The following is a 13,398-nucleotide window of genomic DNA, read 5'->3' as shown; positions in this document are numbered from 1 at the left end:
AACATAATCAAAAGGCCTGCCGTGCCCTAGTGATTACTTCTTCTTTTTCGGGGCGATGACCATAATCAGTTGGCGTCCTTCCATCTTAGGATGCTGTTCGACGGTCCCGTATTCAAGCAGGTCACCTTCAACCCGCTTCAACAGTTCCATACCCAGCTCCTGGTGGGCCATCTCACGGCCGCGGAATCTTAACGATACCTTGGCCCTGTCCCCATCACTCAGGAAACGTACCAGGTTGCGCAGTTTTACCTGGTAATCCCCTTCCTCCGTCCCTGGACGAAACTTGATTTCTTTAACCTGGATCTGTTTCTGGTTTTTCTTTGCAGCGGCAACCTGTTTCTTCTTTTCGAAGATAGATTTGCCGTAGTCCATCAGCTTACAAACTGGGGGTACTGCATCAGCGGAAATTTCCACCAAATCCAGTTTGGCCTCTTCAGCTTTAAGAAGCGCGTCTTCAATTGACACAATCCCAAGCTGCTCGCCTTCAGCCCCAATTAACCGAACCTCGCGTGCAGAGATATTCTCGTTGATCGGGGCTTTCGGTGCAGCTCGTTTATCTTGTCTCATTTCACGCTTAATAATAATTACTCCGAATCATGGCGACCACGCCGGGAAACCGCTTGTGCGAGGAATTCAGCGAATTGCGCGACGGGCATCGAGCCCAGGTCAGCACCTTCACGTGTACGCACAGCGACAGTCTGCATCTCGACTTCCCGATCTCCGATAACCAAGAGATAAGGAACCTTGAGCAAAGTATGCTCGCGGATTTTAAAGCCGATCTTTTCATTTCTCAAGTCAGACTTGGCACGAAATCCGCTCTGATTGAGAGTTTTTTCAACTTCAGCAGCAAAATCTGCCTGTTTATCAGTGATATTCATGATCACTGCCTGAGTCGGCGCTAGCCACGCAGGGAACGCACCTTCGTAATGCTCAATCAGAATTCCGATGAAGCGTTCGAACGATCCAAGGATCGCGCGGTGCAGCATAACGGGTTGCTTTCGACTGTTGTCTTCGGACACATATTCTGCGCCAAGACGGATCGGCAGGTTGAAATCGAGCTGCAGGGTACCACATTGCCAGACACGACCCAGACAATCTTTCAGAGAAAATTCAATCTTGGGTCCGTAAAAGGCACCCTCGCCCGGCTGCAAATCATAAGCCAGGCCAGCGCTATCAAGGGCTGAAGCCAGTGCGCTCTCAGCGCGATCCCACAGCTCATCAGACCCAACACGCTTTTCAGGACGTGTCGACAGCTTGAGCTCAATGTCTTTGAATCCGAAGTCAGCGTAGACATCCAGCGTCAGCTTGATAAAGGCTGCAGACTCGGCCTGCATCTGTTCTTCGGTGCAGAAAATATGCGCATCGTCCTGCGTGAAGCCTCGAACACGCATGATGCCGTGCAAGGCACCCGACGGCTCGTTACGATGGCAAGCGCCGAACTCTGCCAGACGCAGCGGCAGCTCACGGTAGCTCTTCAGGCCTTGATTGAACACTTGCACGTGGCAAGGGCAGTTCATCGGCTTGATTGCGTAATCGCGGCTTTCCGACTGAGTCGTAAACATGTTGTCGGCGTAGTTGGCCCAGTGCCCGGACTTTTCCCACAAGCTACGATCCACTACCTGGGGAGTTTTGATCTCCAGATAGCCATTCTCGCGCTGTACTTTGCGCATGTACTGCTCAAGCACCTGGTAAAGCGTCCAGCCATTAGGGTGCCAAAACACCATGCCCGGGGCTTCTTCCTGAGTATGAAACAAGCCAAGACGCTTGCCGATTTTACGGTGATCGCGTTTTTCAGCTTCTTCAATACGCAGAACGTAGGCCGCCAGCTGCTTCTTGTCAGCCCATGCTGTGCCGTAAATACGCTGCAACTGCTCGTTTTTGGCATCGCCACGCCAGTAGGCGCCCGACAGCTTGGTCAGCTTGAACGACTTCAGGAAGCGAGTGTTCGGGACGTGAGGCCCGCGGCACATGTCGACGTACTCTTCGTGAAAGTACAAACCCATGGCCTGCTCGTTCGGCATGTCTTCAATAAGACGCAGCTTGTAGTCTTCACCACGAGCGGCAAACAGATCGATCACTTCGGCACGCGGAGTGACTTTCTTGATGACGTCGTAATCTTTTTCGATCAACTGCTGCATACGCTTTTCGATAGCAGCCATGTCATCCGGAGTAAACGGACGCTCATAAGCGATATCGTAATAAAAACCTTCGTCGATCACCGGCCCGATCACCATTTTGGCTGTCGGAAACAGTTGTTTGACTGCATGACCGACCAAGTGAGCGCAAGAGTGGCGAATAATCTCCAGCCCCTCTTCATCCTTGGGCGTGATGATTTGCAGGGTGGCGTCGTTTTCAATCAGATCACAGGCATCCACCAGTTTGCCGTCGACCTTGCCGGCCACGGTGGCTTTAGCCAGGCCCGCGCCAATTGAAGCGGCGACCTCAGCAACAGATACAGGATGATCGAAAGAGCGTTGACTGCCGTCGGGAAGAGTAATAGTTGGCATGGCGCCTCCTCTCCTAGTGGTGACCCCTACCAAAGGTCACGTGGGTTGGGATGAGCCAGTACGCGATTCGGTGGTATGCCTGCCTCACAGTGGCAGGAGCCTTGCGGCCAACCAAAAACCGAACCAGAGTGACTGGAGTTCAAATCAATAAGGTTAATGGCACTGCCCTGCAACTCAGAGAGCATGCAAACACACAAAATAGCCAAGGGCGGCATGCTAGCACAGATGCATGATCACTGTTGTGCGCCCGGCCCTGCATCTAAAAGAAAGGCAGCTTTTTTACATATTGGTGAACTTGAGCTGCACTAACCTCTCAGATACTCAGTGATACACACTCGGTTTTAATGCTTACAAGGAGCATCTTATGCGCAAGATCCGCTTACTCGCCTTCGCAGCACCTTTGGCAATGCTGCTACCCCTCACCGCCCAGGCCGACAACTGGCCAGCCGGAGCAAAAAAAGACTACATGAAGGACTGCGTAGCGGCGGCAAGCCAAAGCGTCGACCTGAAGACCGCTCAACAACATTGCGCGTGCGGTGCGGACAAACTGTCCGAGAAGTTTTCGACTGCAGAGATCCAGCAGTTGATGAGTAAGACGACGCAGCCGAGTGCAGAGCTTAGAACCAAAGCTCTGGATGCAATACAGGCCTGCAGAGCTACAAAATAGACCTCACCCCCAAGGCTGATTGGGTCCTGATTCAGGGCGAAACAGGCCTAAAAACCTATTTTGCGTAAAAAAAATGTATTCGCGACTGCTTTTTTTCTAAGTGTTTTTAACCCTCAAACCCCCGTAAACCGGGGGCCTAGAGTGTTGCCACTCACAAAAAAGAGCGAACATTGCAGCAATCTGTGACTCAGGGGGGCTCCCAAAGCGCACATTTCGACTATGATAGCTCGGTGTGCCCAGTTGGCCTGAGCAGCACAGTACTACTGAAAATATAAGTTTCTTGGAGATACACCATGTCTAATCGCCAAACCGGCACCGTAAAATGGTTCAACGATGAAAAAGGCTTCGGCTTCATCACTCCTCAAGGTGGCGGTGACGACCTGTTCGTACACTTCAAAGCTATCGAAAGCGACGGTTTCAAAAGCCTGAAAGAAGGCCAAACCGTTTCCTTCGTGGCTGAGAAAGGCCAAAAGGGTATGCAAGCTGCACAGGTTCGTCCGGAGTAAATCTCCCTCGAACAAAAAAACCCCGTCCATGTGACGGGGTTTTTTATGCCTGATACAAAGCCAGGCCTGCTGCTTAGCCGCAGTTCACGCGGGTGATGACTGCATTGTCATCCGTATTAAGATTCAAGCGATCCGACCGATACTCGAGGGTCATGACGTCGTGTGGCGACAGGAGGCGTGCATTCTGCGCACCGGCCTTGACGCGGGCTTGCTCCAGAAGCTGCGCCGACGCTTTCTGACCAATCACAAATGATGCTGCTTTAGCATCACAGCGGCTATGCCCTGCCTCCACGGCGGGTTCTTTATCCGAATTTGAGGTGGTGCACCCTGATAGCGCTACGACCGCCAACAACGAACCCAATGACACTAGCTTCCAAGACATGAAGCCTCCTTAAAATAAAAAGTCCGAACCCTTGCGACAGCTTTTTCGCAATTAGGTTGCATGGTGCCTGACAGCATCTTCTCTTAGATCAATGCGCGAACAAGTGTGCCCGAGCCGGCCTCTATAGCACTCACCCAATCATTGCCAAATATGTGTAGGAATCAGTACACATCAATGTAGTCAAAGGGCGGATTGGGCCAGTTGTCTTTGAGGGCATTGGAAATCTGCATAACCCAGACCTCATCACTTGCCGCAACCTTTCCGACATAGCCGGAACCTGCCGCCCAGGTCTCCAGCCTGAAAAGCAGCCCGTCGATATCTACTCCGCCGACTACACCTGATGAAATGTAGGCAATACCTGCCTTGGTAACACGCAATTGGGTATGCGCATCATCACTGGCTGAAGCCAGCAGTTGACGTACAGCAGCAAGGGTTAAAGCTTCTGGGTCGTTTAGATCAATTTGCATGGCCTGCCCCACTTTCAAAAAGTGCAAGTGTGGCATGGGTCTCATGGGAAAGTTGAGGCCCCGAAATATCATTCACACGATTTACGGTGGTCTCTTGATAGCTTCGAGACGACTTTTTGCTAAAATCCCTGTTTCACGCACCCTTATCATGAGCAGCCAATGACAACAGTCAGCATCGATGCAGATATCAAGGCCAAATGGCATCAAGGACAATGCTCCTACAGCCCTGGCAGCCCTGAAGAGCTGGCCATCATCGGCATCGACCTTTTAGTCAAGGAGCTCGGGACAGAGGCTGCCCGAGCGTTTGTCAGCCAGGTTTTCGAAAAGTACAAACCGACTGAACTGTCCAAGCTGACTTGACTCTGCGCGACATCAAATCACTTCAACCGGCCCAGCCGCGCCGTCAGTAAATCGAAGAAACCTTGTGCGTCGCCGTTTTCGACCCAAAAAGCGTTTTTGGGCTGGCTCAAGGTGTTGTACCAGTCAGGAATTGTCTGGCCAAAGGTCGGCCCTTCACGGGTATCCACTACCAAATTGACCTCACGCCCGGAAAACAGACCCGGATTCAGCAAGTAGGCAATGACACTGGCATCGTGTACGGGCCCACCCGGTAATCCGTAGTGCGCCATATCGCCTTTGACATATTCATTAAGAATATCGCCGACCAGCTTTCCGGCCGTATTGCGCAACGCTGCGATCTGCTTGAGACGCTCCTCGCTGGTCAGGATTTTATGCGTAACATCCAGCGGCACATAAGTCAGCTTGACGCCGCTTTTCAACACCACATCGGCTGCATGGGGATCCGCATAGAGGTTGAATTCGGCGACCGGAGTGATATTGCCCCCATTGAAGTGAGCGCCGCCCATGACCACGACTTCCTTGATGCCCTGAGTAATATCAGGTGCCTGGATCAATGCCAGCGCCAGGTTTGTCTGTGGGCCGAGCATGGCAATCGTCACGCTGCCAGGCTTCGCCGCACGCAATGTCTCGATCAGATAGTTAACGGCATTGGTCGATTCAAGCCCTTTTGCAGGCTCATGGACAGGCACACCTGTCACACCTTCCTGACCATGAATATTCTCGGCATAAATCGGGGTGCGCACCAAAGGCTTTGGCGCTCCTGCATAAACAGGAACCTCCTCACGACCTGCCCACTCCCGCGCCAAACGGGCATTACGAGAAGTCTTGTCCAGCCGCACATTGCCCGCCACGGTGGTGATCGCCCGCACATTCAATTGCTCGGGTGAAGCCAGCGCCAACAGCAGCGCAACAACATCATCGGCACCGGGGTCGGTATCGATAATCAAATCAATCTTGTCTGCGGCTTGAACACTCGAGATCGTAATGGCGGACAAGAAGAGGACACTCCTTAGCAATGGCTGAAAAACCTGTGTAAAACGCGACATGACCAACTCCCTGGATTATTTCGTTAAAAGGTTACGCCTGAGACCAAGGCAATGTTGCAGTAAGGACGACACTCTCCAGTACGAACAATCACCTTTGCCTGTAGGCACAACTCCTTGAAAGCACTGTGGGTGAGCAGAAGCCTCGACCCCAACTCACCGCTACCGGCTAGCGCCTCGATGCACGAGAGTGCAGGACACGGTGCATGCAGCAGCTCGTTGGCCAGTACATGACTTTGCACCTGCATCTCGCTGAGCAACGTACGCAAGGTACTGGCGACATCCGGAATGCCCTGGGTCAGCGCCAGATCAATCAGCTCCACTCCCTTGGGCACCGGCAATCCGGCATCCGCAATAACCACAATGTCGCCATGCCCAAGCGAAGCAACAAGCCGCGACAGGGCAATATTAAGCAGAGGTGTTTTTTTCATGGTGTGGCAAAGCCCTGGACATCACGCAATGAAGGAATCGAAGGCTGAGCACCTGCATGGGTTACCGACAACGCGGCAGCTACTTGAGCAAAGCGAATGGCATCGTCCTGATCCATACCCGCCGCCAGTGCAGCAGAAAAGCCCCCGACAAAGGTATCCCCTGCCGCTGTGGCATCTACCGCCTCAACCCTGGGCGCAGCAAAGTGCTCTACACGCTGGGCACTGACAAACAGGGCGCCCTTGGCACCCAAGGTCACAATCACCTTGCGCGCTCCAAACTCGATCAACTGGCGAGCTGCCAGCTCTGCCGATTCAAGGGAGTCGACTGTCACACCGCTAAGCGCCCAGGCTTCACTTTCATTCGGAATTAAATAGTCGATGGCGCCGTACCAGTGCCTGGGCAAAGGACCACTCGCCGGGGCGGGATTTAGAATCACGATCTTATCCAGTTCACGCCCACGGCCGAGCACGTAGCCTACAGTCTCAATCGGCACTTCAAGCTGGCAGACAATCACGTCTGCGACTTGCAAAACCTGATCACACGCCTTGAGATCTTCAGGCTCGAGACAACCATTGGCACCAGCCACGACCACAATGGTGTTCTGGCTGTTGGCATCGACGGTGATGAGCGCCACACCGCTTGCACTCTCGGGCACGGTGCGCACTGCCAGGCAATCAATCCGGTCAGCCAGCAGCCCTTCGCGCAGTTGCACTCCATAGGCGTCACTGCCGACACACCCGACCATGGCCACGCGGGCCCCCAGGCGCGAAGCCGCCACCGCCTGATTAGCCCCCTTGCCTCCGTGCACTGTGCCAAAGGACTGCCCAAAAACCGTTTCTCCCGGGCGAGGCAATCTCTCTGTGCGGGTGACCAGGTCCATGTTCAGACTGCCAACCACTACTACATTTGCTTGCATGTATCGGCACTCATCCATTGATATTTTGGGGGGACTTGAAAGGGGCCTCGACATAGGCTCTGGTGGACTCTCGCAACACGATGTCAGGCTTCACGATCCGCTGCTCTATCGCTCGCTCCGGCGAGGCAATGCGGCGCAACAACAGTTGTGCTGCCATTTCACCCAATTGCAAAATCGACTGCCCCACCGTCGTCAGGGAGGGATAGACGTAACGACTCATCTGCACATCATCAAAGCCGATGACCGACAACTGCTCCGGTACTCGAATGTTGCGCTCCGCCGCCGCCCGCAATACACCGATACCCATCATGTCGTTGCAGGCAAAAATAGCCGAGGGCCGGTTGTGCTCGAGCAGGCCGACAGCAGCCTGATAGCCGCCCACGCTGCTGAAGTCGCTTTCGACCAGCCAGCGTTCATCCGCCATAACGCCCGCCTCGGCCAACGCCCGCAGATACCCGGCCATGCGCAGCTGTGCAACGCGAGTGATTGCCGGCCCTGCGATACAGGCAATGTCACGGTGCCCCAAATCGAGCAAGTGACGGGTCGCCAAATAAGCGCCAAGCTCGTGATCGATTCGCACCAGATCAGCCTCCACGCCCTCAAGGCTACGGTCGACGATGACCATCGGCGTTCGAACCCCGACCAGGCCGCTGGCCATCCCCAGATCGCCACCGGCCGAAGCAACCACCAGCCCGTCCACCCGCTTTTCAAGCAGTACCCGTAAGTAATTGCGTTGTTTGTCTGGGTCATCGTCGCAATTGCACAAAATCACGCAGTAATTGTTGCGCTCGCAATAGTCCTCAATCCCCCGCGCCAACTCGGCAAAGTACGGGTTCAGGCTATTGGCAACCAACAGACCGATAGTCGCCGTGGTCTTGGCTTTCAACGAGCGCGCTACAGCGCTGGGGACATAATCGAGGCGCGCGATGGCTTCCTCAACTTTCAAGCGAACCGGCTCGCTCACTGGGCGGGTTTTATTCAGAACATGAGAAACCGTCGTATATGAAATGCCCGCCATTGCCGCGACATCTTTAATAGTTGCCATCGCTTAGTTCCGTCGCTGTGCACGTTGACTGCGGTATGTGTCCAATACCACTGCTATCACTATGACAGCACCGGTAATAATACGCTTTGTAGGCTCTGTCGCGCCGATCTGGGCAAGCCCTGCGGCCAATACCGAGATAATCAGCACACCAAAAAAGGTACTGATTACCGAGCCGCGCCCGCCCATCAGGCTCGTACCGCCAATCACCACTGCGGCAATCACCTGCAGCTCAAGACCCGAACCGGCATTGGGGTCGGCAGCTTCAAGGCGAGAGATCTGGAACAGGGCCGCGACTCCTGCCAGCAACCCCATCATGCTGAAGACCAGTATCTTGTAGGGCTTGGGGTTGATACCGGCCAGACGTACAGCTTCTTCGTTGGTACCAATACCGATCAGGTAGCGGCCAAACACCGTGCGCGTCAGTACCGCTTGAGCGATAACAATGATCAGCAATGCGATGATGAAAGAGGGTGAAATACCGAAGGCAACCGGGTTTGAAAGCCAGGCGAACGCATCACCGATATAGGCCGTGCGCGAGCCGGTCATTTGGTAGGCCGCACCCCGGGCCATCTCCAGAACCCCCAGCGACACAATAAAAGAGGGGATTTTCCAGGCCACTGTGATTGAGCCTGTAATCGTACCCGCAAGGGCTGCACACCCCATGCCCAGCAAGGCGGCAGGCATCACACTCCAGCCCCAGCCCAGAATCGCGACACTGACCGCTGACGCAGCCAGGGCCAATACCGATCCAACCGACAGGTCGATGCCGCCGATAATCAGTACAAACGTCATACCGACAGAGAGCACCATCAAATCCGGAATCTGGTTGGCCAGCGTGCTCAACGTGTCATAAGAGAAAAAGTGATCACTGAGGCTTGAGAACAGCACAATCATGGCCAGCAAAGCGCCCGCCAACCCCAGATAAGTGCCCATTCCGTAGTAGTTGTGTGCATTTTTTTGCGGCACGAGGGTGGCTTTCATGAGGCTTCCTTTGGCGCGGCTTCTGTAAGCAACGCATCTCTTTTTTGATAACCGGCAAACGCTGCTGCCAGCAATTGTTCCTGGCTCCAGCTGTCACGCTCGAACGTATCGATCAAACGCCCCGCAGACAGCACGCCAATGCGGTCACAGATCAACATCAACTCACGAAGGTCGCTCGACACCACCACCAACGCCTTGCCCTTGCGCGTCAGTTCACCCAACAGTCGGTAAATATCGAACTTGGCACCGATGTCGATACCGCGAGTGGGTTCATCAAACAGCAGGACCGTACAGTCGCGCTCCAGCCAACGGCCGATGACGACTTTCTGCTGGTTCCCGCCGGACAGTTGTGACACAACTTGATCAGGACCGCTGCTGCGGATCCCCATTGCGTCTATCTGGCGTCGGGCCAGCGCGGCTTCCTGCTGGCCATTCACCACCCCCGTGCTGGAGATACGGTGCATATTGCCCAGGCCGATGTTGGCACTGATCGACTGAGTCAAAAGCAACCCCTCGCCCTTGCGATCCTCCGTAATCAGGGCAATACCCTGCTTTACCGCATCGGCTGGCGAGCGAATGCTCACCACTTGCGCCGGCGTGCCCACCGCAACGCTGCCGGTATCGGGTAGATCGGCGCCATAGATCAATCGTAAAAGCTCGGTGCGCCCTGCTCCGATCAGCCCCGAAATGCCAAATATTTCGCCCTGCCGCACTTCAAACGAGACATCTTGCACCTTGTTCGAACGACCGATCCCACAGACTTTGAGCGCCGTGTCACCCAAAGTACGCGGCCCTAAATCCAGCTGGTCGCCCAACTCACGGCCCACCATCAGATTGACCAGTTGCTCACTGCTGTAATCCGCAATGGGCTCGACACACACCAGGCAACCATCACGCAGCACGGCAATCCGCTGCGCCACACGCGCCAACTCTTCAAGTCGATGGGAGATATACACAATTGCCACGCCACGGGCCTGAAGCCGTTCGATTTGCACAAACAGCATTTCAACTTCACGGGCCGTGAGCATCGCAGTAGGCTCATCCAGGATCAGCACATGACAGTCACCAATCAGGTTGCGAGCGATCTCGACCATTTGCTGATGACCAATCCCAAGCTCTCCGACCAGGGTGTCAGGGTCTATCGCCTCCAGCCCCACCTGGGCCATGGCTTCAATGGCTGACTTGCGCAATTGTTTACGGCTGATCCAGCCCATGCGGCTGGGCAGTTTATCCAGAAACAGGTTTTCAGCCACTGACAGGGTGGGCAGCAGGTTCAGCTCCTGCATGACCATGCGCACGCCCTGCTTCTCAGCGTGTGAGCGACTGCTCGGGGCATAGGCCTGGCCATTGAATTGCATCTGCCCCAGAGTCGGCACTTCCAGGCCGCCGATAATTTTCGACAGGGTGCTCTTTCCGGCGCCATTTTCACCCGTCAAGGCCAGCACTTCGCCGCGATACAGCGACAGATCAATGCCTGCCAGCACTGCCTGTTGAGTGTACGTTTTACCAATCCCGCTGACCGTGAGGACCACGCCGGCATCAGGAGCAGACATATTATTTCTCCCGGCACCCGCCCAAACGGGCGGATGCCTGCAACACCGAAGGGGGTTACTTGTTGATGACCAGTTCGACTGGGGTGTCGATGACACCATCCTTCAGGTTTTCAACCGGCTCTTTCTTGACCAGCTTGAGGGCGGTTTCAATGCCAAAAACCGCCTGCTTGGCTGCTGCCTGGTCTGCAGTGGCCAGTACCCGGCCATCTTTGAGCATCGGTTTTATCGCATCGATATTGTCATAGCCCACGACCTGGACCTTACCGACCTTGCCTGCTGCACGGATGGCCGACACAGCGCCAAGAGCCATGCTGTCGTTGCCTGCAAGGATGGCCTTGAGATTGGGGTACTCGCTGAGCATGCCCGCCGCAACCTTGTTGCCGCCGTCGATTTCCCAATTACCCGACTGCACGGGCACAATTTTCATGCCGGCTGCGGTCATGGCGTCCTTGAAACCTGCGGTGCGCATTTGAGCATTGGTGGTGGTCGACACGCCCTCAATGATCCCCACTTCATCGCCTGCCTGAAGTTTTGTCGCCAGGTACTCACCTACTTCACGGGCGCCTTGGCGATTGTTAGGCCCCACAAACGGCACCTCGATACCTTTGCTTTTCAGCACGTCGGGGTCCAGCTGGTTGTCGATGTTGACCACCACGATCCCGCGGTCCTTGGCTTTCTTGATCGCCGACACCAAGGCTTTGGAGTCCGCCGGTGCAATCACCAGCGCATCGACCTTGGCGATGATCATCTGATTGATGATGTCGATTTGGCCTGCGGTGTCGGTTTCATTTTTGATCCCGTTAGAGACCAGGTCGAAACTGGCCGCATGGGCTTTTTGATAGTCCTCGCCACCCTTTTGCATGGTGACAAAGAACTCGTTTGCCAACGACTTCATCACCAGGCCGACTTTGGGTTTTTCAGGGGTATCTGCATGAGCAACAGGGAGGGTAAGGGATGCCGCAGCCAGCATGGCGACAGCAAGAAGGCGTCCAGCGAATGGCAGCTTCATGGAAGTAACTCCGATCTTATGATTATTGTGAGCAACGTCCTGCTCGCGCCAAGCCTGAGTGCCAACAGCCGTGTTCTGGCAATAGGTCATGATTCAGAAACTGCCGGGGCAGGTTCAAAAAACGCCGCGCAAACGTTTGCTTGAACCTCACTATGGAAAGCCGCTTGTTATTTGTCAATGTGAAAAAAAGACCGCGTAAAACGGACTGGCATTCGAATCTCCGAACGGAAAAAGCTTTTTTGTTCGGGAAACCGGCCAATTTCAATACAAGAAATTTCAAATTATATTTTTATACTTATAAATCAATAACTTACATATCGACACAAGGGCCGCGCGCACTGGCATAAATAATGCTCTCCCATACACCGCTCACGGCCAATGAATCGCTTGTGCCGTGTTTGGTGTGCGTACACCGGCACACTCACTAATAAGAGAAAAAACAATGAAAAATGCTGTGTTGAAAACCTTCGTTCCGGGCGCTCTGGCCCTTCTGCTTGCACTGCCAACTGCTGTACAAGCCGAAGAAGCCGCCACCAAGCCCAATGTTGTCATTCTGGCTACAGGCGGCACCATCGCCGGTGCAGGCGCAAGCGCTGCAAACAGTGCAACTTACACAGCAGCCAAGGTCGGTATCGACAAACTGATTGCCGGTGTACCCGAGTTGAGCCAGCTGGCTAACGTTCGTGGCGAGCAAGTGATGCAAATTGCATCCGAGAGCATCACCAACGACAACCTGCTGCAATTGGGCCGCCGGGTAGCCGAGTTGGCTGACAGCAAGGATGTCGACGGCATCGTGATCACCCACGGCACCGACACCCTGGAAGAAACCGCTTACTTCCTGAACCTGGTCGAAAAAACAGACAAGCCAATCGTTGTTGTCGGCTCCATGCGTCCGGGCACCGCCATGTCGGCTGACGGCATGTTGAACCTCTACAACGCCGTTGCCGTTGCCGGCAGCAAAGACGCCCGCGGTAAAGGCGTGCTGGTCACCATGAACGACGAGATCCAGTCCGGCCGTGACGTCAGCAAATCCATCAACATCAAGACCGAAGCATTCAAAAGCCCATGGGGCCCACTGGGTATGGTCGTTGAAGGCAAATCCTACTGGTTCCGCTTGCCAGCCAAGCGTCACACCATGGATTCCGAGTTCGACATTAAAGACATCAAGAGCCTGCCAAACGTAGGCATCGCCTACTCCTACGGCAACGTCGATGACACAGCCTACAAGGCATTGGCACAATCCGGCGCCAAAGCCATCATCCACGCGGGCACAGGCAACGGTTCGGTGTCTTCACGTGTTGTTCCGGCCTTGCAAGCTCTGCGTAAGGATGGCGTACAAATCATTCGCTCTTCCCACGTCAATAACGGCGGGTTCGTACTGCGTAACGCAGAACAACCTGACGACAAAAATGACTGGGTTGTAGCCCACGACCTGAACCCTCAGAAAGCTCGCATCCTGGCCATGGTCGCACTGACCAAAACCCAAGACAGCAAAGAGCTGCAGCGGATCTTCTGGGAATACTAAGTCGC

At 54.6% G+C, this 13,398-nt stretch carries 15 protein-coding genes; 4 read left to right on the top strand and 11 right to left on the bottom strand.

Going from position 1 to position 13,398, the window contains the following annotated elements; genetic code table 11:
• Positions 1-33 precede the first annotated feature (33 nt).
• Together infC and thrS are read right to left on the bottom strand one after the other, a co-directional pair.
• Positions 34-585: a translation initiation factor IF-3 gene (infC, locus tag TU76_RS10460; protein ID WP_171970586.1), complete on the bottom strand. Its 552-nt coding sequence runs from the start codon at positions 583-585 to the stop codon at positions 34-36.
• A complete protein-coding gene (thrS, locus tag TU76_RS10455) occupies positions 585-2,507 on the bottom strand; it encodes a threonine--tRNA ligase (RefSeq protein WP_048351599.1) in 1,923 nt (640 codons plus the stop codon). Before thrS ends, infC begins: the two co-directional genes overlap by 1 nt.
• A gap of 364 nt (positions 2,508-2,871) precedes the next feature.
• Here thrS and TU76_RS10450 point away from each other — a divergent pair, with 364 nt between their 5' ends.
• The gene (locus TU76_RS10450) at positions 2,872-3,174 is read left to right on the top strand and encodes a hypothetical protein (protein WP_019829198.1); all 303 of its coding nucleotides are present in this window, start codon (positions 2,872-2,874) and stop codon (positions 3,172-3,174) included.
• A 293-nt stretch (positions 3,175-3,467) separates the two neighbouring features.
• Complete coding sequence (locus tag TU76_RS10445) at positions 3,468-3,680, top strand: cold-shock protein (RefSeq protein ID WP_003179963.1); 213 nt, start codon at positions 3,468-3,470, stop codon at positions 3,678-3,680.
• Between the two features lie 73 nt (positions 3,681-3,753).
• On the opposite strand, the gene TU76_RS10440 is transcribed toward TU76_RS10445, so the two are convergent.
• Both TU76_RS10440 and TU76_RS10435 read right to left on the bottom strand, forming a co-directional pair.
• On the bottom strand, positions 3,754-4,062 hold the full coding sequence (locus TU76_RS10440) for an I78 family peptidase inhibitor (RefSeq protein WP_019829196.1): 309 nt from the start codon (positions 4,060-4,062) through the stop codon (positions 3,754-3,756).
• 161 nt (positions 4,063-4,223) lie between these two features.
• Positions 4,224-4,529 (bottom strand): hypothetical protein, encoded by a 306-nt coding sequence (locus tag TU76_RS10435; RefSeq protein WP_037032894.1) that lies wholly within the window; start codon positions 4,527-4,529, stop codon positions 4,224-4,226.
• Between the two features lie 159 nt (positions 4,530-4,688).
• Between TU76_RS10435 and TU76_RS10430 the strand changes: the two genes are divergently transcribed.
• On the top strand, positions 4,689-4,889 hold the full coding sequence (locus TU76_RS10430; protein ID WP_019829192.1) for a hypothetical protein: 201 nt from the start codon (positions 4,689-4,691) through the stop codon (positions 4,887-4,889).
• A 17-nt stretch (positions 4,890-4,906) separates the two neighbouring features.
• Here TU76_RS10430 and TU76_RS10425 read toward each other — a convergent pair whose 3' ends face one another.
• Genes TU76_RS10425 through TU76_RS10395 form a run of 7 tightly spaced genes read right to left on the bottom strand, consistent with a single transcriptional unit; the run spans position 4,907 to position 11,868 of the window.
• A complete protein-coding gene (locus TU76_RS10425) occupies positions 4,907-5,935 on the bottom strand; it encodes a nucleoside hydrolase (RefSeq protein ID WP_048351598.1) in 1,029 nt (342 codons plus the stop codon).
• Positions 5,936-5,958: 23 nt separating this feature from the next.
• On the bottom strand, positions 5,959-6,363 hold the full coding sequence (gene rbsD, locus TU76_RS10420) for a D-ribose pyranase (protein WP_046808932.1): 405 nt from the start codon (positions 6,361-6,363) through the stop codon (positions 5,959-5,961).
• Positions 6,360-7,280 carry a ribokinase gene (rbsK, locus tag TU76_RS10415; protein WP_048351597.1) on the bottom strand — a complete coding sequence of 307 codons (921 nt, stop codon included), beginning with the start codon at positions 7,278-7,280 and terminating at the stop codon, positions 6,360-6,362. The genes rbsD and rbsK overlap by 4 nt, the downstream gene beginning before the upstream one ends.
• A 10-nt stretch (positions 7,281-7,290) precedes the next feature.
• Positions 7,291-8,325, bottom strand: a complete 1,035-nt coding sequence (locus tag TU76_RS10410; protein ID WP_046808934.1) for a LacI family DNA-binding transcriptional regulator — start codon at positions 8,323-8,325, stop codon at positions 7,291-7,293.
• Between the two features lie 3 nt (positions 8,326-8,328).
• Positions 8,329-9,306 carry an ABC transporter permease gene (locus TU76_RS10405; protein WP_019829186.1) on the bottom strand — a complete coding sequence of 326 codons (978 nt, stop codon included), beginning with the start codon at positions 9,304-9,306 and terminating at the stop codon, positions 8,329-8,331.
• Positions 9,303-10,859, bottom strand: a complete 1,557-nt coding sequence (locus tag TU76_RS10400; protein ID WP_046808935.1) for a sugar ABC transporter ATP-binding protein — start codon at positions 10,857-10,859, stop codon at positions 9,303-9,305. Before TU76_RS10400 ends, TU76_RS10405 begins: the two co-directional genes overlap by 4 nt.
• Before the next feature lie 55 nt (positions 10,860-10,914).
• Positions 10,915-11,868: a sugar ABC transporter substrate-binding protein gene (locus TU76_RS10395; RefSeq protein ID WP_019829182.1), complete on the bottom strand. Its 954-nt coding sequence runs from the start codon at positions 11,866-11,868 to the stop codon at positions 10,915-10,917.
• A 442-nt stretch (positions 11,869-12,310) separates the two neighbouring features.
• On the opposite strand from TU76_RS10395, the gene TU76_RS10390 reads away from it, so the two are divergent.
• On the top strand, positions 12,311-13,393 hold the full coding sequence (locus tag TU76_RS10390) for an asparaginase (protein ID WP_048351596.1): 1,083 nt from the start codon (positions 12,311-12,313) through the stop codon (positions 13,391-13,393).
• Positions 13,394-13,398 lie beyond the last annotated feature (5 nt).

The sequence above is a fragment of the Pseudomonas psychrophila genome, from assembly GCF_001043005.1.
GTDB classification, from domain to species: Bacteria; Pseudomonadota; Gammaproteobacteria; order Pseudomonadales; family Pseudomonadaceae; genus Aquipseudomonas; species Aquipseudomonas psychrophila.
The sequence above is the reverse complement of the archived record's forward strand: the minus strand, read 5'-3'. Positions and strand labels throughout refer to the sequence as shown.

What these genes read in the sequence shown, in the direction of transcription:
- TU76_RS10435 (WP_037032894.1), bottom strand. Translation starts at nt 4,529, where the DNA reads ATGCAAATTGATCTAAACGACCCAGAAGCTTTAACCCTTGCTGCTGTA.
- TU76_RS10425 (WP_048351598.1), bottom strand. Translation starts at nt 5,935, where the DNA reads ATGTCGCGTTTTACACAGGTTTTTCAGCCATTGCTAAGGAGTGTCCTC.
- TU76_RS10450 (WP_019829198.1), top strand. Translation starts at nt 2,872, where the DNA reads ATGCGCAAGATCCGCTTACTCGCCTTCGCAGCACCTTTGGCAATGCTG.
- thrS (WP_048351599.1), bottom strand. Translation starts at nt 2,507, where the DNA reads ATGCCAACTATTACTCTTCCCGACGGCAGTCAACGCTCTTTCGATCAT.
- TU76_RS10410 (WP_046808934.1), bottom strand. Translation starts at nt 8,325, where the DNA reads ATGGCAACTATTAAAGATGTCGCGGCAATGGCGGGCATTTCATATACG.
- TU76_RS10400 (WP_046808935.1), bottom strand. Translation starts at nt 10,859, where the DNA reads ATGTCTGCTCCTGATGCCGGCGTGGTCCTCACGGTCAGCGGGATTGGT.
- rbsK (WP_048351597.1), bottom strand. Translation starts at nt 7,280, where the DNA reads ATGCAAGCAAATGTAGTAGTGGTTGGCAGTCTGAACATGGACCTGGTC.
- TU76_RS10430 (WP_019829192.1), top strand. Translation starts at nt 4,689, where the DNA reads ATGACAACAGTCAGCATCGATGCAGATATCAAGGCCAAATGGCATCAA.
- TU76_RS10445 (WP_003179963.1), top strand. Translation starts at nt 3,468, where the DNA reads ATGTCTAATCGCCAAACCGGCACCGTAAAATGGTTCAACGATGAAAAA.
- TU76_RS10440 (WP_019829196.1), bottom strand. Translation starts at nt 4,062, where the DNA reads ATGTCTTGGAAGCTAGTGTCATTGGGTTCGTTGTTGGCGGTCGTAGCG.
- TU76_RS10405 (WP_019829186.1), bottom strand. Translation starts at nt 9,306, where the DNA reads ATGAAAGCCACCCTCGTGCCGCAAAAAAATGCACACAACTACTACGGA.
- TU76_RS10390 (WP_048351596.1), top strand. Translation starts at nt 12,311, where the DNA reads ATGAAAAATGCTGTGTTGAAAACCTTCGTTCCGGGCGCTCTGGCCCTT.
- rbsD (WP_046808932.1), bottom strand. Translation starts at nt 6,363, where the DNA reads ATGAAAAAAACACCTCTGCTTAATATTGCCCTGTCGCGGCTTGTTGCT.
- TU76_RS10395 (WP_019829182.1), bottom strand. Translation starts at nt 11,868, where the DNA reads ATGAAGCTGCCATTCGCTGGACGCCTTCTTGCTGTCGCCATGCTGGCT.